Consider the following 21,845-nt stretch of genomic DNA (forward strand, 5'->3'; position numbering starts at 1 on the left):
GGGGCGTTTGCTACTTCGCGGTTCCATTGTTCTCCCGGCGCGCCCTGCTGCGGGACATGTCCCGTTCGGCCGCCGCTCGCTGATCATAGGCGTCCACGATGCGCGCGACCAGCGGGTGTCGCACCACGTCGTGGGACTCGAAACGCATGATACCGATTCCCGGCAATCCTTCCAGCGTGTCCACCGCGTCACGCAGACCAGATGTCACGCCATTGGGCAGGTCGACCTGACTCAGGTCGCCGGTCACCACCATGCGGGTGCCGCTGCCCATGCGGGTCAGGAACATCTTCATCTGCGCGGCGGTGGTGTTCTGCGCCTCGTCGAGGATGACGAAGCTGTGCGCCAGCGTGCGGCCGCGCATGAAGGCCAGCGGCGCAACCTCGATCTCGCCCGTGCCCATGCGGCGCACCACCTGGTCGCCGGGCATCATGTCGTGCAGCGCGTCGTAGAGCGGGCGCAGATAGGGGTCGATCTTCTCCTTGAGGTCGCCGGGCAGGAAGCCCAGCCGCTCGCCCGCCTCGACCGCCGGGCGCGAAAGCACGATCCGGTCGACCTGGCCGGCCTGGAGCATCGCCACGGCCTGCGCGACCGCCAGATAGGTCTTGCCGGTGCCGGCAGGCCCGATGCCGAAGACCATTTCGGTCTGTGCCAGCATTTCCATATAGCTCGCCTGGCCCGCCGAACGGGGCGCGATGGCTCCCCGTTTGGTGCGGATGGCCGGCAGTTCCGCCAGCGGTACGCGCGGCGCCTCGGACAGAGACTTTGGTGTGCCGTGGGGCGCGGTGGCTTGGGTCATCCTGGTCCGTCCTTCGGCTGCCGGGCGGGGCATGGTGTGGTGGGCGGCGGCCATGCGGATCGCCGCGTCGATATCGGCGCTATCCAGTTCGCCCCCGCCCCCTTGCAGGCGCTGATAGAGGCTGGCCAGGGCCGCCTGGGCGATTTCCACGCGGTCGGGGCTGCCATTGAGGGCGATACGGTTGCCCCGGCAGGACAGGCGGATACCGAATCCACGTTCGAGATGAAGCAGGTGACGGTCATGATCACCGACGAGCTGTGCCAGCAGGGCATTGTCGTCGAATTGCAGCGTGACCGTCCGCATCGCGGCGATGTCGGACGGGGCTTGATGATCGCGCGTCCGGGCGGGGCGCCGGCCGGGCAGAATCGCTGATACCGTCTGTTCTCTCAAGCGAAGGCTCTCTCCTGTATGAGGGTTCCACTCAGTGAGTTGGTGTATCGCTCCCGGATTTCGACCTGTGCGATCTGCCCGATCAGCGCATCGGGCCCATCCACATGCACGGCTTGCAGATAGGGCGACCGGCCGGACAACTGTCCCGGTTTGCGCCCATGTCCGGTAAACAGCACCGGAACCACGCGCCCCACCGTCCCGTCATTGAAGGCATCCTGCTGCGTGCGCAGCAGGGCCTGCAAGGCCTGAAGCCGTGCGTCCTTCACGTCCTCGGGCACCTGGAGCGGCGCGCCGGCGGCCGGGGTGCCCGGACGGGGGGAATATTTGAACGAGAACGCCTGCGCGAACCCGACATCGCGGATCAACTGCATCGTCGCCTCGAAATCCGCATCGCTCTCCCCGGGATGACCGACGATGAAATCCGACGACAGGGCGATGTCCGGCCGCGCATCACGCAGGCGCAGGACGATGTCGCGATAGTCGGCGGCGGTATGCCCCCGATTCATCGCCGCCAGGATCCGGTCCGACCCCGACTGCACCGGCAGGTGCAGGAACGGCATCAGCGCCGGCAGGTCGCGATGGGCGGCGATCAGCGCGTCGTCCATGTCGCGGGGATGCGACGTGGTATAACGGATGCGCGCCAACCCAGGAATCGCCGCCAGGGCTTCGGCCAGGCCCGCCAGCCCCCAGACCCGGCCATCCGGCCCTTCGCCGTGATAGCCGTTGACGTTCTGGCCCAGCAGCGTGATCTCGCGCGCGCCCGTTTCGACCAGGCGGCGGGCCTCGCGCAGCACGGACTCGACCGGGCGGCTGGATTCGGCTCCGCGCGTATAGGGCACGACGCAGAACGAGCAGAATTTGTCGCACCCTTCCTGGATGGTCAGGAAGGCCGTCAGGCCGCCCGGCGTCTGCGGGGCCTGGGCATCGGGCAGGAAATCGAATTTCTGCTCGGCCGGGAAATCGGTGTCGATGACGGCACCGGCCGCCCGTGCCGCCCGTGCGACCATCTCCGGCAGCCGGTGGTATGTCTGCGGGCCGAGCACGATATCGACGTAGGGCGCGCGGGCGAGGATTTCAGCGCCTTCGGCCTGGGCCACGCACCCGGCGACGGCCAGGATGGTGCGCTGCCCTTCGGCGGCACGGGTCTCCTTGACCAGGCGCAGGCGACCGAGTTCGGAGAAGACCTTTTCCGCCGCCCGATCACGGATATGGCAGGTGTTCAGGATCACCATGTCGGCGGCGTCGGGCGCATCGACCGCCTGGTATCCCAGCGGACGCAGTACGTCGGTCATGCGCGCGCTGTCATACACATTCATCTGGCAACCCCACGTGATGACATGGAGGCCCTTTACCTCCCGGTCGGACTCCGTGGGGGGGCAGACAGAATGCTGGGTCACGATTGAAACTTCCTGGGCGCGCCGCCGGACCATCCCGCGCGGTCGCGGGAACACATCATATGCGCGGGGCGCCCGGTCAAGGGCACGAGCCGGAGCACTCGGGGCGTGACAGCGTCATCGTGCGGCAAACCTCCCTCACGCGGGGCGGGACGCGGCGGCGTCGTTACCTGTGCAATCAGGTAAAAATATGGGGCCTTTTGTCAAGGCAAGTTTCCGATTCCCGGACAAAACGCTTTGTGCTGGCTGCCGCGGGCGGCCTGACATTGTTTTTTATCGTCTCGTCAAACGATCGCCTTATAAATGGGTTAGACGTGCCGCTCGGGGCGATGCGGCGTGTGAACGATGGAGCAGCCGGACCGTTGGATGGGATGCAGTACAGGAACGGGACAGGGATACATTGGCAGCGGTGCGGCGACGTCGGGTGATTGCACGGCGAAGAGCGGAGAGAGCGGATCGGCCGGAGCATCAGGGCTGGACCGCATGGAATGGCGCCCGCACGCGGCGGAGCGGCTTCGCCGTTGCCGGGGGTATGCTCGCGATTGCATTGTGCTGGCCGACCGACACCGTTCTCGGCGCCGACCCGCAGACCTACACCACCACCATCACGCCAACGGGTGAAGCGGAACTGGATGCCGCGATCAGCGCGTCATCCAGTCTGGTGTCTCTTCAGAAGACCCATGCCGTCAGCCCGTTCGCCCTGGCCGGCCGGATCCGCAACGATTACGGCCGTCTGCGCACCGCGCTGGAAAGCTACGGCTACTACGCCCCGGCGATCAAAATCACCGTAAGGTCGCGTGGCGACAAGAACGCGGCGACCGCTGCCCCGATGGACGGGGCCGATCCGCAACTGCCGGAATGGCTGCAGGCGATCCCCAAGGGGCAGGCCGTGCTGGTGACGATTACCCCGACCAGGGGCGAGATATTCCGCCTCGGCCGCGTGACGCTGGTGCGTGCGTCCGGCGACGGAACCGGACCGGTGGTCCTGAACCCGCTCGAGACCAAGGCCCTGGGTGTGAAGTCCGGCCAGCCGGCCATCGCTTCCGACGTGCTGGCGGCGGCGGCGAGCCTGCAAACGGAGATGAAGGAGGAGGGGCACGCGCTGGCGCAGGTCGCCCCGCCGAAAGCGTGGCTGCGGCCGGAGACCCACACGCTGGATGTGGAATATACGGTGCGCAGCGGCCCGGTGGTGACCATCGGCGCGATCGGCCTTTCCGGCATGAGGCGCACACATCCGGCCTATATCGCACGGCGGATGACCATGCATCCTAACGACCTGTACCAGCCCTCGCGGATCGAAGCCGCCCGGCAGGATCTGGCCGGGCTGGGGGTGTTTTCCGATGTTCAGGTCAATGACGCGCCGCCGCTTTCAGCAGGCAACCAGATGCCGCTGTCGCTGGATTTCAAGGAAGGCAAGGTGCGGACCGTGGCCGTGCAGGGCGGCTATTCCACCGATCTGGGCGGACGCGGCGGCGTAAGCTGGACGCATCGCAACATCTTCGGCAATGCCGAGCGCCTGCGCCTGACGGCACTGGTGACGGGCCTGGGCGGATCGGCCCAGCAGGGGCTGGGCTACGATGTCTATGCCGACCTGATGAAGCCGGATTTCGGCTCCCGAGACCAGAATCTCAGCGTGCGGGTCGAGGGCATCCGCCAGCTTCTCTATTCCTACCGACAGACGGCGCTGCTGGTGCGGGCGGGCGTGGTGCGCAGGCTGGGCCAGCGCTGGACCGTCTCGTTCGAAGGGCAGGCGGAACAGGAACAGATCGAACAGATGGGGTTGGTGAACGATTACACGATCATTTCGCTCCCCCTGGGGGCGACCTATGACAGCACCGGCCTGAGCAACCCGATCGACCCGGCCACGCATGGTGTGCGGCTGGCCGCCAGCGTGACGCCATCGGCATCGCTGATCAATGGAACATCGTTCTTCACCATCATGCAGGCGAACGCCTCGACCTATTTCGACCTGACGCATCTCGGCATTTCACGTCCCGGCCGCAGCATCATCGCGGTGCGGGGGATCGTTGGCAGCGTGCAGGGAGCCTCGACCTTCGATATCCCACCCGACCAGCGTCTGTATGCCGGCGGCAGCGCCACCGTACGCGGGTTCCGTTACCAGGGTGTCGGGCCGCAATTCCCGGGCAGCAAATATGCCATCGGCGGCACCTCGATGGATGCGGGATCGGTCGAATTCCGCCAGCGCTTCTTCCGCAGCTTCGGCGGGGCGCTGTTTGCCGATGCGGGGCAGGTCGGCACCGGCAGCCGGCCGTTTCAGGGCACGCTGCGGGTCGGGGCGGGTGCCGGCGTGCGGTACTATACGCCCATCGGTCCGGTGCGCGTGGATATCGCCGTGCCGCTCAATCGGCCGAAGCGCGGCGATACGTGGGAACTCTATCTCGGTCTGGGGGAAACCTTCTGATGGCACAGGAGACTCCGTCCCCCTCCGCCGGGCGCGGACGGCGCTGGCCCCGGATCGTCGCCTGGACTCTTGGCCTGCTGATCGGCGTGCCGCTGGCGGTGGTTGTGCTGGGCGTGGTGGCCATCCTGATCGTGGCCAATACGGGCTGGGGCCGCCATACCATTGCCCGCCAGACGGCCGAACTGACGGACGGTGCCGTGACGCTGGACGGCATTTCGGGCCGTTTCCCCGACGCGCTGCGCATTGCCCGGATCAACCTCAACGATCGCAAGGGAACGTGGCTCTCGATCGAGGGGCTGGAACTGGACTGGCGGCCGACCCATCTGCTGGCCCGACAGGCGCGTGTCGATCGGCTGTCGATCGCGCGGCTGGCCATTCCGCGCCTCCAGGCGGAAAGCGGTACGAAGTCCACCGAGAGCAGCAATGGCAGCAGTTTCGACCTGGGGATCGACCTGCGCGCCGTCCATGTCGGACGGATCGAGGTCGGTGCCGCCATCGCGGGCAGCGATGCCGCATTCTCGCTCGACGGCAATGCGCGTCTTTCTCATCTCGCACCGGTGCTGGATGGGCTCAGCGTGGCGACGCTCCCCACGGCCGCGATCGACCTGAACCTGAAGCGTCTGGATCGCGTCGGGGCTCTGGCCCTGCGGACGCAGATCGTGCCGGGGCGCCTCGGATTGCACCTGACGGCGGACGAAGGGCCGGGCGGCTTCGCCAGCGCATCGGGCCTGGAAACGCTTGATCCATTGCATCTGGCGCTCGACCTCGATGGCCCGAGGAACGCGAACACCCTGGCGTTCACGCTGAAATCTGGGAGTATATCTTCCAATATCAATGGAATAATTGATTTTATAAATGTAAGATCGAAACTCTCCATCACGGCGCGTGCGCCCCATATGACCGTGCGTGACGGGATCGGCTGGCAGGCTCTCGCCTTGGACGCGCATCTCTCGGGCGATGTGCATCATCCGGTCGGCGAAGGCCATCTGACGCTCGACCAGCCGATGGCGGCAGGGGTGACAGCCGACCGGATCGCGGTCGATTTCGAGGGACATGAGGCGACCGGCGGCCAGCCGTCGGATGCCCACCTGCATGCCGCGGTCAACGCGCTGTCGATCCCAGGCAGTCATCCCGCCCTGTTCGCCGCCGCGCCGCTGACGCTGGATCTGTCCCTGCATCCCGACGACGCGGGTTGGCCGCTGGATGTGCGACTGGATCACACGCTGCTGCATCTGGCGGGGCAGGTGATGACGGCAACGCCATCGCATGGAACATTCGATCTCGACGTGCCGGCGCTGGCGCCCCTCGCGCGTGCGGGCGGGACCGATCTGGAGGGCCACCTTGGCCTGCATGGCGCGTTTGCGATGCCCGTACGGCCCGGCGACGCGATGACGCTGGCGCTGGATGGCCCGCTGGCGATTACCGGGGGCCTTCGGCAGGCGGTGTCGCTGATCGGAGCCGATGGCAAACTCTCTCTGCGCGCGTCCATGCTGAGCGCGGTGGGCGACCATCCCGGTCTTCTGCGGATCGACCGGCTGGCGCTGGACGGGCAGGCCGTGCATCTGGCGGTGTCGGGCAGCCGGTCGGCCGCTCCGGCGGCGGACCCGGTCACGGGCGGAAAGACCGGCGCCGCGATCGATGCGACCGCGAAACTGGCGATCGACGATATGCAGCGTGCGTCACCGGCCATGCGGGGGCAGGCGGGGCTGACGCTGGCGATCAACGGGCCGATGACCGACTTCTCGGCCACCGCGCATCTCGAAGGGCAACTGGGCACGAAAGATATGCCGCCCGGACCGCTCATGCTGGACGCCGTCTTTCATCATCTGCCCACCCATCCGCAGGGCACCCTCATGGCCAAGGGGACCGTGGACGCCGCCCCGCTGTCGATCGCCGCCGATCTGGAACAGGACCCGCAGGGGCGGCGAACCATCGACCTGGCGCGCCTGGACTGGAAAAGCCTGTCGGGCAGCGGGCATCTGGTGCTGAACCCGCATCGGGTCACGCCGCTCGGCACGCTGGACGTAAAGATGGACCGGCTGGCCGATCTGTCGCGTCTGGCGGGCCAGCCGGTATCCGGCTCGCTGAAGGCGTCGATCCGCACATCCGATCCTGCCTCCGACGACGGACCGAACGCGAAGCCGCCGGTCGTGACGGTGGCGGTCGACGGCACGCTGGCCAGTGCGCAGGCGCGGCTGCGCAACCTGTCTCTGGCCGGAACCGTGACCGACCCGCTGGGAACGACGCTGACCGACATGACATTGCGGCTGGACGGGGTATCGGCGCCCAATGTGGCGGGTGATGTCCGGCTGACGGCGCGCGGACCGCGCGATGCAATGGCGATCGGCGCCAATGCGACGTTCCAGGCCCTGGCCGGTGCTCCGGCGGCGCTGGCCACCACCCTGGTCGTGGATACGCCGGCGCAGTCGGTCGCCATCCGCTCGCTGGAAGCCAATGCCAGGGGAGAGGCGGTCCGGCTGACGGCGCCGGCGCGGATCGGGTTCGGCAAGGCGATCGGCGTCGATCACCTGCGCCTGACGCTGGCGCCCCCCGGCGTGGTGCCGGCCCGCATCGACGTGGCGGGTACCGTGAAACCGGCACTGGACCTGACGGCGACGGTTGATAATCTGACGCCCGCCATCGCCCGACCTTTCATGCCGTCGCTCAGGGCAGACGGGACGATCAGTGCCCGGGCCAAGCTGCGCGGTACAACGGCCAGACCCGAGGGTACGGTCAGCGTCACGGCGCGGGGACTGACCTATCACAGCGATTTCAGCGGCGCGCTGCCACCGCTGAACCTGGACGCGACGGCGCAATTGTCGGGCGCTCAGGCACGGGTCGATGCCACGGCGCATGCCGGATCTCTGCTCGACCTTGCGGTGAAGGGAACGGTGCCCACCGGCTCGGCCGGCACCATGGGGGTGCAGGCCGACGGCCATGTCGATCTTTCAGCGGCCAATGCCTATCTCGGCGCGCAGGGGCGGCAGGTCGAGGGGATCGCTCGCCTGTCCATCGCCCTTCGCGGTACGCTGTCGGCGCCGAAGGCGTCGGGAACCGTGACCCTGACCGGCGGTCAGGTGCATGATTATGCTCAGGGAATCCAGCTTTCGAACATGAAGGGAACGATCATCGCGCAGGATGATCGGCTGACGATCGACAATCTGTCGGCCACGGCCGGGCCGGGCAGTATCGGTGTCAGCGGAACGCTGGGGGCCTTCCAGCCGGGCCTGCCCATCGATCTGCGGATCACGGCGAAGAACGCCCGCCCTCTGGCCAGCGATCTGGTCACGGCGCAAATCAACGCGGACATGACCGTCAAGGGCGCGCTGGCTTCCCGTATCGACGTGGCGGGGCAGGTCGTCATCCCGCATGCCGAGATCAATATTCCCAGTTCATTGCCGCCATCGATCGCGACCCTGGATGTGATCCGCCCCGGCGACAAGCCGCCGCCATCCGATGCCGAGAAGGCCGACAGGTTCATGGTCGGGCTCGATGTCACCGCATCCTCGCCGGGCCGGATGTTCGTACGGGGGCATGGGCTGGACGCCGAAATGAGCGGCCGGCTGCATGTCGGCGGAACGGCCGATGCCCCCGACATCGCCGGTGGGTTTACGATGCGGCGCGGCAGTTTCAACCTGGGCGGAGTGTCGCTGGAATTCACGAAGGGCCGGGTGGCCTTCAACGGTTCGGGCGTGACTCAGGCGATCGACCCCACGCTGGATTTCGAAGCCGAACGTGCGACCGCCGCCGGCACGGCGAAGCTGATCGTCGGCGGCTACGCCAGCGCGCCCAAGATCAGTTTTTCCTCCACGCCGCCGCTGTCGCAGGACCAGATCATGGCGATCCTGCTGTTCGGCACCGATGCGCAATCGCTTTCGACCACACAGATGGCCGAGATGGCGGCGGCCGTCGCGACCCTGACCGGCGGATCGGCCTTCGATCCGCTGGGCAAGGTGCGCAGCACGCTGGGGCTGGACCGGCTGCAACTGACCGGCGGATCGGGCGTCGGCAAGGGCAACGGCACCAGCGTGGAGGCGGGCAAATATGTGATGCGCGGCGTTTATGTCGGTGCGAAACAGGCCACCAGCGGGTCGGGCACGCAGGCGCAGGTCCAGGTCGACCTGACACGCCGCCTGAAGCTGAACACCACCGTGGGCACCGGCGGCAACGTCACCGGCTTTACCACCCCGGAGAATGATCCCGGCAGCAGCATCGGCCTGTCCTATCAGTTCAATTATTGAGGGTATGGACCCGTCGGGACATCGGCATCGCGGGTCGTCCGTCATGCCGGTCGATGAGCCGCGCCTGGGCATCACCGACCGAAAGCCCTATTCCGAGGCGCGTCGGCAAGAGTACTATGGCCGAAAGACAGGATTCGTCTGCCCCGGCAATTCTCATGATTGCTATGAATTGAGGACTTGATGAAAATAGCGGTTGCGGGTCTCGGCTATGTCGGTTTGTCGAACGCCATTCTCCTCGCGCAACACCATGACGTAACGGCGGTCGATATCAGTTCCGCGCGCGTCGAGAAGGTGAACGCGCGCATTTCGCCGCTCATCGACAAGGAAATCGAGGATTTCCTCACCAATGCACGGCTTTCGCTGAAGGCGACGTCTGATCCGGTCGCGGCGTATCGCGATGCGGATTTCGTCATCGTCGCCACCCCCACGAATTACGATATAGAGACCAGCCACTTCGACACGTCCTCCGTGGAGGCTGTGGTCTCGGATGTCATCGCGCTGAACAGATCCGCGACGATCGTCATCAAATCGACGATCCCGGTGGGCTTCATCGAGGGCCTTCGCGCGCGAATGGAGACCGACCAGGTGATCTTTTCGCCCGAATTCCTGCGGGAAGGCCGTGCGCTATACGATAATCTGCATCCCTCGCGAATCATCGTGGGCGAGCGTAGCGAACGCGCCCGCGTCTTCGCGGATCTGCTGATCGAAGGAGCCGTGGAGAAGGATATCCCCGTCCTCCTGACCGACCCCTCCGAAGCCGAGGCCATCAAGCTCTTCGCGAATACCTATCTCGCGTTGCGCGTGGCCTTCTTTAACGAACTCGACAGCTATGCTCTCGCCCGTGCCCTGGACCCGCGCCAGATCATCGACGGTGTCTGCCTCGATCCACGGATCGGGCAGCATTACAACAATCCCTCCCTGGGTTATGGCGGCTACTGCCTGCCCAAGGATACCAAGCAGCTTCTCGCCAATTACGATCAGGTCCCGCAGAACCTGATCTCGGCGGTGGTCGATGCGAACCGTACCCGCAAGGACTTCCTCGCAGAGCGGATCATCGCGATGAAGCCCACCATTGTCGGTATCTATCGGCTGGTGATGAAGGCCGGCTCGGACAATTTCCGGCAGAGTTCGATCCAGGGGATCATGAAACGCATCAAGGCCAAGGGGATCGAAGTCATCGTCTACGAACCCAGTATGCAGGATGACCGCTTTTTCGGTTCGCGCGTTGTACACGATCTTGCAGAGTTCAAGGCGCTGAGCGACGTGATCGTGGCGAATCGCCGCACCAGGGACCTCGCCGATGTCGATGGCAAGGTTTTCACACGCGATGTCTTCGGTGCGGACTGAACCGCGCGGGAAGGACTATCGAGGGAACGGGACCGCGTCTTTCGCCCGTGAGCCGGCCGGGATTCGGCGCCAGGCAGGCTTGCTGTTTTAAGGACGGAGTTGTTGTGTCTGTTGTAACAGACTATGCGAGGTCGCCTATGACGACAGGGGGATGGAGATGATCGATCCGTTTTCATGGCTTGCCGGATGGATCCAGGAAAACTGGCTGATCCCGATCCTGTACCATTTCGGGTGGATGGAGTGGGAGGACACATCCTTCCTCTGGGCGATGTTTGCGATCTACGGCGTATTGCAGGTCGTGCTGAACCTTGCGATCTGCATGCCGCTGGAACGGTTCTGGCCCCTGCGGCAATGGGAGAACCGCGACAATGTGACCATGGACATCGTCTATACCCTGATCGCGCGCATCGGCCTGTTTCCGCTGGTGACGTTCTTCGGCTTCTACGAAATCCAGACCTGGTTGAACGGGATCCTGACCGACCATGGCTATATTCCGCCGACGCTGGAAAGCGTGTTTCCACGCCTGATGGACTGGCCGATCGTCACGTTCTTCCTGTACGCGGTGATCCTGGATTTCGCCGAATATGTTCGCCACCGATTGTCGCATGTCTTCGGCTGGTGGTACGGGTTGCACGCCCTGCATCACGCCCAGACGCAGATGACCTTCTGGTCGGATGACCGGAATCATCTGCTCGACGATGTCACGTCCTATGTCTGGGCGATTGCCGTCGGGCTGCTGATCGGCGTGCCGCCGCTGCAATTCCCGCTGCTGATCCTGTTCCTGCGTCTGGTCGAAAGCCTGTCGCATGCCAATACGCGGGTCGGGTTCGGCTGGCTGGGTGAGCGGGTCCTGGTCTCTCCGCATTTCCACCGTGTGCATCACGGCCTGCGCTCCGCCGGCCGGCGCTCATGCAATTACGGCGCGGTCTTTCCCTGGTGGGACATGATGCTGGGAACGGCGAATTTCTCGCACAATGTGGTGGAAACCGGTGACCCGAAGGCCGAACCGGCACTGGTCAGCGGTGGCTGGCTGGCACAGCAGAAAGCGGGGCTGCTTCTGTCATGGCGTCTGGCGACCCGCCGCTGGCGGCGGGCCGAAACACGCTCGCCCGCAACCACGGGGCCGGGCGGAGCATGAACGGACAGTCTTGAAGGTTCCGGCCCCGACGGATGATGTCATCGGGGCCGGGTAGGATCAGGCAGCCTTCATCGCCGCCGTCAGGGATTCCAGGACCGCAGTCGGTTCCTTGCCTTCCAGCACGGCGACTTCGGCCACAAAGCGCTCCTGCGCCGCTTCGAACAGCTTGCGTTCGCTGAAGCTGCCATCCAGGCTGTCGACATTGCGGCGCAGGTCGCGCAGCACTTCGGCGATCTGGACCAGATCACCGGAATTGATCTTTTCCTGGTAAGCCACGGCGCGACGGGCCCACATGCCGCGGCTGACATGCGGCTTGCCCTTGATGATCGCCATGGCCTTGTCCACGATCTCGCGCGAGACGATCTTGCGCAGGCCGGCCTTGCGCGCCTTGGTCAGCGGAATGCGCAGCGTCATCTGGTTGCCGGGGAACGAAATCTGGATCATTTCCAGCTTGGTGCCCGCGATCTCGTCGATGCCGATGCGATCCACCCGTCCGACACCGTGGGCGGCGTAGACGATAGCATCGCCCTCGCGGAAGGGGTCTTCGTCCTTGACCTTGGTCTTCGCCTGTGCGGCAGTTGTAGCAGCGGCAGTGCGAGCCATTGCGTCGGTCACACCGCCCTTGGGGGTCGTTCTGAACATGCTCATTTGACTGGTTATATCACATTTTTCCCATTCTGTCTCGATCCTCGGATTGGGGTCGCCCTGCGAAACGCTCGGAGCCTGGCCGGAAATGCGGGCTGCGGAGCGGCCGTGAACACCGACGCGCGGCAAACGCGCGTCGGATCACCACCAGCGGCGGTTTCGGTCGTGCTCTCAGGATAGCACGCCACGCACCGGCGAGATCGGGCCTTCGACGGGGATATTGACCGGTTGCAGCAGGTCGATTTCGATCGTTCGGGCCATTGTCCGCATCGGCATGGCGTGGGGCGAATTGTCGAACGGATCCTGCAGGTCGCTGCCGATCTTGTCCAGCGCGACGAACAGCAGCCCGACCAGCGATGAGCCCAGTGGCGTGATCCACCCCAGGGTCTGCACCATCGACAGCGGCAGGAGGACGCAGAATATGTTGGCCACCAGCCGGGGAATCAGCGAAAACTGAATGGCCAGCGGCGTATTGCGAATGCGCTCCAGCCCCCCCTGGGCATTGGCCAGATCGGACAGGATACGGTCGATCTGGCCATGCACGGCACCGTCGATCTTCTGTCGCGCCACTTCCTCGTTCACCGCCAGTCCGATCTCGTAAAGGATGGCATTCGGCTGATTGTTCCGGCCGGCGATGGCTTTGCGCATCTCGGGGGGCAGCAGCCGCGCGATATCGCCCGAATCCTCCAGCCGGCCGAGTGCGCTGCGCAATGCGTAAGGATAGGCCGCCATGGCGCAGGCCAGATCTGGCCGACCGCCCAGCAGCGACCCGGCCTGCCGGCCGAACGAGCGGCAATTGTTCGTAATCGCGCCCCATAGCGTCCGTGCTTCCCACCACCGTCCGTAGGCCGCATTGTTACGCACGCTGAGAAACAGCACGACGGCCGAGCCGAGCAGGGACACCGGCAGGGTCGGCTGTTCCATCCAGTCCTGATGGAAGACCTGGAACATGACGACGACAAAAACGTCCCATGCCCCAAGGAACGCCAATGTCAGCAGGCTTTCGCGCATCAGGATGAATAATCCGATCCGCCGGTCGACGATCATTGATGTTTTCCCCCTCAGGACATGCTGAATGCGTGGCGCCGAATGCAGCCAACCAATCCCATACTGACCGCACGGCCGGGAAAGACAACAGTCTGAACGGAATGATGGATTTTGTGACAGTCAGGACATTCTCTGTCGCAAATCCGACGGGCGGCATTGACCCTTTTAGGGATGCCACCCTTTATGATGCGATAATTCCCATGCGCGATTCTGGAGAGGCACGATCATGGACGAAAGGGCGGCGATCGCGTCCGAGGCCGGTGCGGGGCAGGAAGTCAGCACCCGTCCATTCCAGCTTGCAACCGGCCGCCGCTGGATCGGCTCGGCCTTCGGCGGGGCGCATGGGCGCACCGAGGTGTCGAAGATCGCGGACTGGTACACGGACGGCAGGATCGACATCGACAGCCTGATCGCCCACACCCCGCCGCTGGCGAAGATCAACCAGGGCTTCGACATGATGACGGGCGGCGAGAGCATCCGCACCGTCGTCGCGTTCGTCGCGTTCTGAGCGTGGCGATCACCACCCGCGCCACCCATGCCTGCTGTGGCGGCACGCTCGGCTTCTACAGCCATCCCTCCGAGAGCCTGGGGCTGGAGGCGCGTTTCGCGGTCTTCGTGCCCGATGGCGCATCGGCGGCGGCCTCGGTGCCGGTCATCCACCTGCTGGCCGGACTGACCTGCACCGAGGAAACCTTCCTGATCAAGGCCAACGCGGTGCGTTTCGCGGCGGAATACCGGCTCGCACTGGTCGCGACGGACACGTCGCCCCGAGGGGCCGACATCGCCGGAGAGGACGACAGCTACGATTTCGGCAGCGGCGCGGGGTTCTACCTGGACGCGACGCAGGCGCCGTGGGCCGCCCATTACCGGATGGGCACCTACGTGGCCGAGGAACTGCCCGCGCTGACCGAGGCCAAACTCCCGCTGGACGGCTCGCGGCGTGGCATCATGGGGCATTCGATGGGTGGACACGGCGCGCTGGTGCATGCGCTGGGCGCGCCAGATCGCTGGAAATCGGTTTCGGCCTTCGCGCCGATCGTCCATCCGGCGGCGGTCCCGTGGGGTGAGAAGGCTTTCGCCGGTTATCTGGGGCCGGACCGCGCGACCTGGGCCGCCCATGATGCGACCCTCCTGCTGCAAGCGGGCCACACCCATCCGACGACCATCCTGGTGGACCAGGGCGAGGCGGACCAGTTCCTCGATGCGCAATTGCAGCCCTGGCATCTGGAGCAGGCCGCCAGGGCCGCCGGCCAGGAACTGATCCTGCGCCGTCACCCCGGTTACGATCATTCCTACTGGTTCATCCAGTCCTTCATCCAGGACCATCTGACCCACCACGCGGCGATCCTGCGCCGATAAAGCGAAAGAATGACATGACAATGGTCCATCGTGCGGCAAGCCACGCGCGCCTTGCGTTCGGCGGTTTCGTTCTGGCGGCCGGCATGGCCGCCTGCGCGCCGACGCCGGTTCCACCGACGCCCATGCCGGTGGCGGCCAGCGTGATCAGCCCGCCCGCGCACGGTGATTTCGGCCATTATACGCTGGCGCTGACCTGGCAGCCCGGCTTCTGCGCCAGCGGGCCAGGCTGCCAGCCCGACCAGCCGAAAGCGCCGCTGATCGGCCTGCATGGCCTGTGGGCATCACGCCCTCAGCCGCTCATAGCCCAGGGCGTGCCCCCGCAGCGCTGGTGGGCAGCCGGATGCGACATCTACCCCGAGCATGAGGCCGCCACCCCTCTGGCGGTCAGCAGCGAGACGAAGCAGGCGCTGGACCAGACCGTAGCGCATCTGCCGCATAGTCTGGTCGACCACGAATATCACAAGCATGTCCAATGTTTCGGCATCCCCGCCGAAACGTTTTTCCATACCGCGCTGGAAATGCGCACCGAGGTCGCGCAGTCCGATTTCGGCACCGCCCTGCGGGCGTGGCAGGGGCAGGTCGTGACCAGGGACGCGGTGATGCAGGCATTTCGTGGTGCGTTCCACACCGAAACGGACCGAGCCCTTCAGTTGCGCTGCGAGCATGACCATGCCGGCCGTGAGGTGCTGACCCAGCTCTGGTTCACCCTGAAACGCGAGCGGGTGGCCGATTTCCCACGGGCCAGCGCGTTCTTCCGTGCGCCCGAAGCGCAGGACAATTGCCCCGCGCGGTTCCTCGTTCCGGGCTGGTGAGGCCGCGCGGCTGACCGAAAACTGCCGCTACCGGGCCAAGGGCGGCCCGGTAGCGGCACTGTGCAACCAGCCTCTATTCGCCGATCAGGTGCAGGACAATCCGCCGGCGATGGGGCTGGCGGCGGTGCTCGAACAGATAGAGCCCCTGCCACAGGCCCAACACCGGTTGCCCATCGGCAACCGGAATTGAAAGCTGGGTCTGGGTCAGCATGCTCCGCAGGTGGGCGGGCATGTCATCCGGGCCTTCATCGTCATGGATGTAACGGCCCGGCGCCTCGGGGACGAGCGCCTCGAAGAAGCGCCTGATATCCTCGCGTACCGTCGGGTCGGCGTTTTCCTGCACCGTCAGCGATGCCGACGTATGCTGGCACCAGATCGTCAGCAGGCCGGTCTCGATCCCGGTCTCCGCCACCCATTGCCGCACCGTATCGGTAAACATTACCAGCCCCTTGCCACGGGTCGGGATGTCGACGCGATGCAGGGCCTGGCGCATGGTAGCGTGTTCCTATTTCAGAAAGCCCACGAGACGCTCGGCCTCGCTGACGATCGGCTCGGCGATCTGCGCCGCCCGCGCGGCCCCGTCGCGCAGCACCGCGCGCAGATGGTCCGGTGCTTCCAGCAGGCGCCGGGTCTCGTCGGCAATCGGCACGATGTTCTGCACCAGCACTTCGGTCAGCGCCGTCTTGAACGGGCCGAAGCCCTTGCCGCCATGGCGCGCCAGCACGTCGGCCGCCGTGATGCCGGCGAGGGCCGCGTAGATATCGACCAGATTGCGGGCTTCGGGCCGGTCCTGCAAGCCGGCCGGCTCGGAGGGCAGGGGCTCGGGATCGGTCTTGGCGCGACGGATCTTCAGCGCGATCGCGTCGGCATCGTCGGTCATCTCGATCCGGCTTTGGGCCGACGGATCGGATTTGGACATCTTCTTCGTCCCGTCGCGCAGGCTCATGATCCGTGCGGCGGCGGGCGGGATCAGCGGTTCGATCGCCGGGAAGAAATCCACACCGTAATCATGGTTGAATTTCTGCGCGATGTCGTTGGCGAGTTCCAGATGCTGGCGCTGGTCGTCACCGACTGGCACCCGCGTCGCCTTGTAGGCCAGAATGTCGGCGGCCATCAGGTTGGGATAGACATAGAGGCCGGCCGAGTGGTTCTCGCGGTCCTTGCCGGCCTTGTCCTTGAACTGGGTCATGCGGTTGAGCCAGCCGAGGCGTGATACGCAATCGAAGATCCAGCCCAGCCGCGCATGGGCGCTGACGGCGGACTGATTGAACAGGATATGGGCCTTCGGGTCGATGCCGGCGGCCAGCAGCACGGCGGTCTGGGCCAGCGTCTGCTGGCGCAGGACCTCCGGGTCCTGCCACACCGTGATGGCATGCAGGTCCACGAGGCAGAAGATGCACTCGTGATCGGCCTGCAAGCCGACCCAGTTGCGGATCGCGCCCAGATAATTGCCCAACTGCGGAATACCGGTCGGCTGAATGCCGGAGAATATGCGTTGCATGAAGGTTCTTTTCAGGCGTCGGACCCGCTCCGGTCAAGCCGGTCGTCGATCACGACATCCGGGTTTCAGGGCAATGGGTGGATATGGTCCAGCGCCCGCCGTTCGTCCGCCACGCGGGACGGCCCGAGGGACTGCGCACGCTGCGCCGCGACATCGCTGGCGGCGAAGGCGGGCGGATCTGCCTGCCCGCCACTGGCGGAGAGATAGGTCAGGATCGCCGCGATCTCGGTATCGGAAAGACGACGGAAGGACGGCATGGAGAAATTATAGCGTCCGCCATTGGCGAGCAGCGGCCCGTTCAGGCCGTTCAGCAGCACATCGACCAGATAATGCCGTCCCTCCGGCGTACGGGCGATCCGGTCGATCCGCCCGGTCAAAGGCGGAATTTCCCCCAGCATGCCTTCACCGCCATGATGGCAGATTCCGCAATTGGTCCGATAGCGCGCCTGGCCGAGATTATGGCGCGACGAACACCCCGCCAACGCCAGCAGGCCCAGAAGACCCGCGACGAATGGGGCGAGGGGACGTTCCCGCCGTATCATGCGCACTGGCGCGGCTCCTGCGCTTACTGTTTCGAGACGCCCAGAAGCTGGATCTTGAAGATCAGCGGGCTGTCGGCAGGGATGATGCCCATCGCACGATGGCCGTAGCCCAATTCGGGCGGCACATAGAGCATCCAGGTATCGCCCACATGCATCATCGGCAGGGCTTCCATCCAGCCTTTGATGACGCCGTCCAGCGGCATCTGCATATAGGCCCCCTTGCCGTGCTGATCGGAACTGTCGAAGATTCCGCCCTCGGGCAGGCGACCTTCGTAGATCACCATCATGCCGTCGCCGACCGCGGGGCTCTGCCCGTCCTTGGGACCGCTCTCCAGCACCTTGTAGGCCAGTCCGTCGGGCAGGCTCTTCACGCCCGGCTCGGCGCGGATCTTGGCCATGAACTGCTCGGGCGTCATGTCCGGCTTGGATTCCTCGGGGCGTGCGCCGCACGCCGCCAGCGACAGGGCCGTCGCGGAAGCCAGAAGGAGGGAAGTGACGCGGGACAGACGTTTCATGACACCTCGGTTTGGCGGAAATGAAAAGGCAGGAAAGGGACGCCGCGCTTACAGCGCGCCGCCCCGGCGGCCGATCTGCGCCCCCAGGCGCAGGCGGAGCGCGTTCAGCTTGATGAAGCCCTGGGCATCGGCCTGGTTGTAGGCACCCTCGTCATCCTCGAAGGTCACGACGCGGGTGTCGTACAGGCTGTTGGGGCTTTCGCGGCCGACGCAGATCACGTTGCCCTTGTAGAGCTTCAGCCGCACGCGCCCGGTCACCGAATGCTGGCTCTCGTCGATCAGGGCCTGAAGCATCCGGCGCTCGGGCGAGAACCAGAAGCCGTTATAGATGATTTCGGCATAGCGGGGCATCAGGCTGTCCTTCAGGTGCCCGGCCTCGCGGTCCAGCGTGATGGATTCCATGCTGCGATGCGCCGCCAGCAGGATGGTGCCGCCCGGCGTCTCGTAGATGCCGCGCGACTTCATGCCGACGAAGCGGTTCTCCACCAGGTCCAGCCGGCCGATGCCGTTGGCCTTGCCCAGTTCGTTCAGCCGCGTCAGCAGCGTGGCCGGGGACAGGGTCACCCCATTCAGCGCCACCGGATCGCCGGAGACGAAATCGATCGCGATCTCGGTCGCCACATCCGGCGCGGCCTCGGGCGAAATGGTGCGCTGGAACACGATCTCGTCCGGTCCCACGGCCGGGTCTTCCAGCAGCTTGCCTTCGGAGGACGAATGCAGGAGGTTCGCATCGACCGAGAACGGCGCTTCGCCGCGCTTGTCCTTGGCGATGGGAATCTGATGTTCCTCGGCGAAGGCCAGCAGGCGGGTGCGCGAGGTCAGGTCCCACTCCCGCCACGGCGCGATCACCGTCACGTCGGGCTTCAGCGCGTAATAGGCCAGTTCGAAACGTACCTGATCGTTGCCCTTGCCGGTCGCGCCATGGGCGACGGCGTCGGCCCCGACCGCTTCGGCGATCTCGATCTGGCGCTGGGCGATCAACGGGCGGGCGATCGAAGTGCCCAGCAGATACTGGCCCTCGTACAGCGTGTTGGCGCGGAACATCGGAAAGACGAAGTCCTTCACGAAGGTCTCGCGCAGATCCTCGACGAAGATTTCCTTCACGCCGAACATTTCGGCCTTCTTGCGCGCCGGCTCCAGTTCCTCGCCCTGGCCCAGGTCGGCCGTGAAGGTCACGACCTCGCAGCCATAGGTGGTCTGCAACCAGCGCAGAATCACGGACGTATCGAGACCACCCGAATAGGCGAGCACGACCTTCTTGACGTCCTTTGCGGCCATGGAACGGGATCTCCTGTCGTCGAATCTGAAAAGGTGAAAAGAGTGCGGGCGCCAGAGCGCCTGATCCCCGCGTCCTAGCATTGGATGGACGATGGTGCCAGCGGGGGAACCGCCCGAAATGCAGGGCTCCCCTGCCGCGATGTCAGGCCGGCAGGCTGCGGCGTTCGCGTTGGCTTTCGGTGCGTAATTGTCCGCACGCGGCCAGGATATCGCGCCCGCGCGGCATGCGGATGGGCGAGGCGAAGCCGGCATCCATCACGATCTGGGCGAATTTGGCCAGTTGCTCGCGCGTCGAGGGCCGGTAGTCGCTGCCGGGCCAGGGGTTGAACGGGATCAGGTTGACCTTGGCCGGAATACCGGCGATCAGCCGCACCAGTTCGCGGGCGTCGGCCTCGCTGTCATTCACGCCGCGTAGCATGATGTATTCAAACGTGATGCGCCGGGCATTGCTGGCGGCGGGGTAGCGCCGGCAGGCGGCGATCAGTTCCTCGATGGGATATTTGCGGTTCAGCGGCACGATCTCGTCGCGCAGGTCGTTGCGCACGGCATGGAGCGAGATCGCGAGATTGATCCCCAGTTCCGATCCGCACTGGTCCATCATCGGCACCACGCCGGAGGTGGAGAGCGTGATGCGACGCCGCGACAGGCCGATGCCCTCGCCATCCATGACGATCTTCATCGCCTTGGCGACGTTTTCGTAATTATACAGCGGCTCGCCCATGCCCATCAGCACGATGGTCGAGAGCAGGCGCGGGGTCTCGCCCCTGGGGCTGGGCCATTCGCCATAGCTGTCGCGCGCCGCCATGAACTGGCCGACGATTTCGGCCGCGCCCAGATTGCGCACCAGCTTCTGCGTGCCCGTGTGGCAGAACGTGCAGGAGAGCGTGCACCCGACCTGCGACGAGATGCAGACCGCGCCGCGATCCTCGCGCCGGTCGGGGATATAGACGGTCTCGGCCTCCTGCCCGTCGCGGAAACGGAAGAGAAATTTGCGGGTCTCGTCGTTCGAGGTCTGGACCGTGGTGGCTTCCGGCCGGCCGATGACGAAGCGTTCGGCCAGCTTGGCCTGCAACGGCTTGGCGATCGAACTCATCCGCGCGAAATCCGTCACGCCCTGATGATAAAGCCAGTGCCAGATCTGCTTGGTGCGGAAGGGCTTCTCGCCGATCGCGACCAGCGCATCGGTCAGTTCCTCACGCGACAGGCCGACCAGGTCGCGCCGTCCGTCCGGCAACATGCCGGTCGGCGGGGCGAACAGGGCCGATTTCGCCAGGATACGCTGGCGCTCGACCTCGGTGAGCGAGGCGGCGAGGCCGGTCTCGGCGGGGGGCTGGGGCGCGTGAGCGGAAACGGCGGTCATGAACGGCTACTCATCGGACAGGCGCCGCGCGTATTCGCGGCACGAATTGGGCTGAATCCGCGCTGCCTAACACATTCCAACGGAAAAAGGGGAATTACTCTGCGTCGCGCCGCGCCGCGATCAGAAATTCGCGGTTGCCCTCGGGGCCGGTGATCGGGCTGGGCTCGACCCCCAGCACGGTCCAGCCGGGCAGGGCGGACCACCATTCCTCGATCATGGCGCAGACCGCATCATGCACCGCAGGATCGCGCACCACGCCCTTGGCGCCCACGGCCTCGCGTCCGGCCTCGAACTGCGGCTTGATCAGCGCCACGGCCCATGCACCCGGCCGGCACAATGCCAGCCCGGCGGGCAGGACCGTGCGCAGGCCGATGAAGCTGGCATCGCAGACAAGCACGTCGATCGGGTCGGGGATGGTCGCGGTGTCCAGCGTGCGGGCATTGCATTTTTCCAGCACCACCACGCGCGGGTCACTGCGCAGCTTCCATGCCAGTTGTCCATGCCCGACATCGACGGCGAAGACCTTCGCGGCCCCGTGCGTGAGCAGCACATCGGTAAAACCGCCGGTGGAGGCCCCGACATCCAGCGCCACGGCGCCCGCCGGGTCCAGGCCGAAATGCTCCAGCGCATGGGCCAGCTTCACGCCCCCGCGCGAGACCCAAGGATGATCCTGCCCCTTCAGCAGCAGCGGGGCATCCTCGGGCAATTGCTCGCCGGCCTTGGCCACGCGCCGGTCGCCCGTATAGACGACCCCGGCCAGAATCAGAGCCTGGGCGCGAGCACGGCTTTCCACCATGCCCCGATCGACCAGCATCTGGTCCGCACGCTGCTTGGCCATGTCGTCGCTGCCGGATCAGGCCGTCTGCTGCGACGATGCAACACCCAGGGCGTGCAGGGCGGTGGCTGCGATGGCGGTGGCGTCGAGCCCGGCCTCGCGATACTGGGCATCCTGCGTGTTGTGGTCGATGAAGCGGTCGGGGAGCGTCATCGGGCGGAAGCGGACGCTGTCGAGCAGGCCGGTGCGCGCCAGATGGTGCATGACATAGGCCCCGAACCCG

17 protein-coding genes and 2 pseudogenes are annotated in these 21,845 nt (G+C 65.6%); 7 read left to right on the forward strand and 12 right to left on the reverse strand.

The features are described 5' to 3' along the window. Positions 1 to 10: 10 nt before the first annotated feature. Complete coding sequence (locus HLH25_RS05215; protein WP_182973101.1) at positions 11 to 1,099, reverse strand: PhoH family protein; 1,089 nt, start codon at positions 1,097 to 1,099, stop codon at positions 11 to 13. Positions 1,100 to 1,182: 83 nt separating this feature from the next. Beyond that, positions 1,183 to 2,616, reverse strand: a complete 1,434-nt coding sequence (miaB, locus tag HLH25_RS05220; RefSeq protein WP_182973063.1) for a tRNA (N6-isopentenyl adenosine(37)-C2)-methylthiotransferase MiaB — start codon at positions 2,614 to 2,616, stop codon at positions 1,183 to 1,185. Between the two features lie 496 nt (positions 2,617 to 3,112). Between miaB and HLH25_RS05225 the strand changes: the two genes are divergently transcribed. The 4 genes from HLH25_RS05225 (at position 3,113) to HLH25_RS05240 (ending at position 11,728) form a co-directional block, all read left to right on the forward strand. Further along, on the forward strand, positions 3,113 to 5,002 hold the full coding sequence (locus HLH25_RS05225) for an autotransporter assembly complex protein TamA (protein WP_182973102.1): 1,890 nt from the start codon (positions 3,113 to 3,115) through the stop codon (positions 5,000 to 5,002). Then, on the forward strand, positions 5,002 to 9,243 hold the full coding sequence (locus HLH25_RS05230; RefSeq protein WP_182973064.1) for a translocation/assembly module TamB domain-containing protein: 4,242 nt from the start codon (positions 5,002 to 5,004) through the stop codon (positions 9,241 to 9,243). The genes HLH25_RS05225 and HLH25_RS05230 overlap by 1 nt, the downstream gene beginning before the upstream one ends. Before the next feature lie 180 nt (positions 9,244 to 9,423). Further along, positions 9,424 to 10,590, forward strand: a complete 1,167-nt coding sequence (locus tag HLH25_RS05235; RefSeq protein WP_182973065.1) for a nucleotide sugar dehydrogenase — start codon at positions 9,424 to 9,426, stop codon at positions 10,588 to 10,590. A gap of 157 nt (positions 10,591 to 10,747) precedes the next feature. Further along, positions 10,748 to 11,728: a sterol desaturase family protein gene (locus tag HLH25_RS05240; RefSeq protein WP_182973066.1), complete on the forward strand. Its 981-nt coding sequence runs from the start codon at positions 10,748 to 10,750 to the stop codon at positions 11,726 to 11,728. A 57-nt stretch (positions 11,729 to 11,785) separates the two neighbouring features. On the opposite strand, the gene HLH25_RS05245 is transcribed toward HLH25_RS05240, so the two are convergent. Both HLH25_RS05245 and HLH25_RS05250 read right to left on the reverse strand, forming a co-directional pair. Next, entirely contained in the window at positions 11,786 to 12,376 is a 591-nt protein-coding gene (locus HLH25_RS05245; protein WP_114727028.1) for a CarD family transcriptional regulator, read from the reverse strand. Between the two features lie 168 nt (positions 12,377 to 12,544). After that, a complete protein-coding gene (locus HLH25_RS05250; RefSeq protein WP_182973067.1) occupies positions 12,545 to 13,420 on the reverse strand; it encodes a bestrophin family protein in 876 nt (291 codons plus the stop codon). 253 nt (positions 13,421 to 13,673) lie between these two features. Between HLH25_RS05250 and HLH25_RS05255 the strand changes: the two are divergent. From HLH25_RS05255 to HLH25_RS05265, 3 genes and pseudogenes are all read left to right on the forward strand, one after another. Next, a pseudogene (locus HLH25_RS05255) lies at positions 13,674 to 13,928 on the forward strand (S-(hydroxymethyl)glutathione dehydrogenase); the annotation flags it as partial. Positions 13,929 to 13,930: 2 nt separating this feature from the next. Next, a complete protein-coding gene (gene fghA, locus HLH25_RS05260) occupies positions 13,931 to 14,779 on the forward strand; it encodes an S-formylglutathione hydrolase (protein WP_182973068.1) in 849 nt (282 codons plus the stop codon). Positions 14,780 to 14,793: 14 nt separating this feature from the next. Beyond that, a complete protein-coding gene (locus tag HLH25_RS05265; RefSeq protein WP_182973069.1) occupies positions 14,794 to 15,591 on the forward strand; it encodes a ribonuclease T2 family protein in 798 nt (265 codons plus the stop codon). 73 nt (positions 15,592 to 15,664) lie between these two features. Here the strand turns inward: HLH25_RS05265 and HLH25_RS05270 are convergent, their stop codons facing one another. The 8 genes and pseudogenes from HLH25_RS05270 to HLH25_RS05305 all read right to left on the reverse strand — a co-directional run. Then, a complete protein-coding gene (locus tag HLH25_RS05270; RefSeq protein ID WP_182973070.1) occupies positions 15,665 to 16,084 on the reverse strand; it encodes a secondary thiamine-phosphate synthase enzyme YjbQ in 420 nt (139 codons plus the stop codon). A gap of 12 nt (positions 16,085 to 16,096) precedes the next feature. Beyond that, complete coding sequence (trpS, locus tag HLH25_RS05275; RefSeq protein WP_182973071.1) at positions 16,097 to 17,092, reverse strand: tryptophan--tRNA ligase; 996 nt, start codon at positions 17,090 to 17,092, stop codon at positions 16,097 to 16,099. Positions 17,093 to 17,157: 65 nt separating this feature from the next. Then, positions 17,158 to 17,634, reverse strand: a complete 477-nt coding sequence (locus HLH25_RS05280) for a c-type cytochrome (RefSeq protein ID WP_182973103.1) — start codon at positions 17,632 to 17,634, stop codon at positions 17,158 to 17,160. 23 nt (positions 17,635 to 17,657) lie between these two features. Next, positions 17,658 to 18,149 carry an FKBP-type peptidyl-prolyl cis-trans isomerase gene (locus HLH25_RS05285; protein ID WP_182973072.1) on the reverse strand — a complete coding sequence of 164 codons (492 nt, stop codon included), beginning with the start codon at positions 18,147 to 18,149 and terminating at the stop codon, positions 17,658 to 17,660. A 48-nt stretch (positions 18,150 to 18,197) separates the two neighbouring features. After that, a complete protein-coding gene (locus HLH25_RS05290; protein ID WP_114727037.1) occupies positions 18,198 to 19,427 on the reverse strand; it encodes an argininosuccinate synthase in 1,230 nt (409 codons plus the stop codon). Between the two features lie 142 nt (positions 19,428 to 19,569). Continuing rightward, a complete protein-coding gene (gene rlmN / locus HLH25_RS05295) occupies positions 19,570 to 20,787 on the reverse strand; it encodes a 23S rRNA (adenine(2503)-C(2))-methyltransferase RlmN (protein ID WP_114727038.1) in 1,218 nt (405 codons plus the stop codon). Positions 20,788 to 20,881: 94 nt separating this feature from the next. Next, complete coding sequence (locus HLH25_RS05300) at positions 20,882 to 21,625, reverse strand: TlyA family RNA methyltransferase (protein ID WP_182973073.1); 744 nt, start codon at positions 21,623 to 21,625, stop codon at positions 20,882 to 20,884. Between the two features lie 15 nt (positions 21,626 to 21,640). Further along, a pseudogene (locus HLH25_RS05305) lies at positions 21,641 to 21,845 on the reverse strand (1-deoxy-D-xylulose-5-phosphate synthase); the annotation flags it as partial.

Origin of the sequence: Gluconacetobacter dulcium (assembly GCF_014174165.1) — a bacterium.
Classification (GTDB): Bacteria; Pseudomonadota; Alphaproteobacteria; order Acetobacterales; family Acetobacteraceae; genus Gluconacetobacter; species Gluconacetobacter dulcium.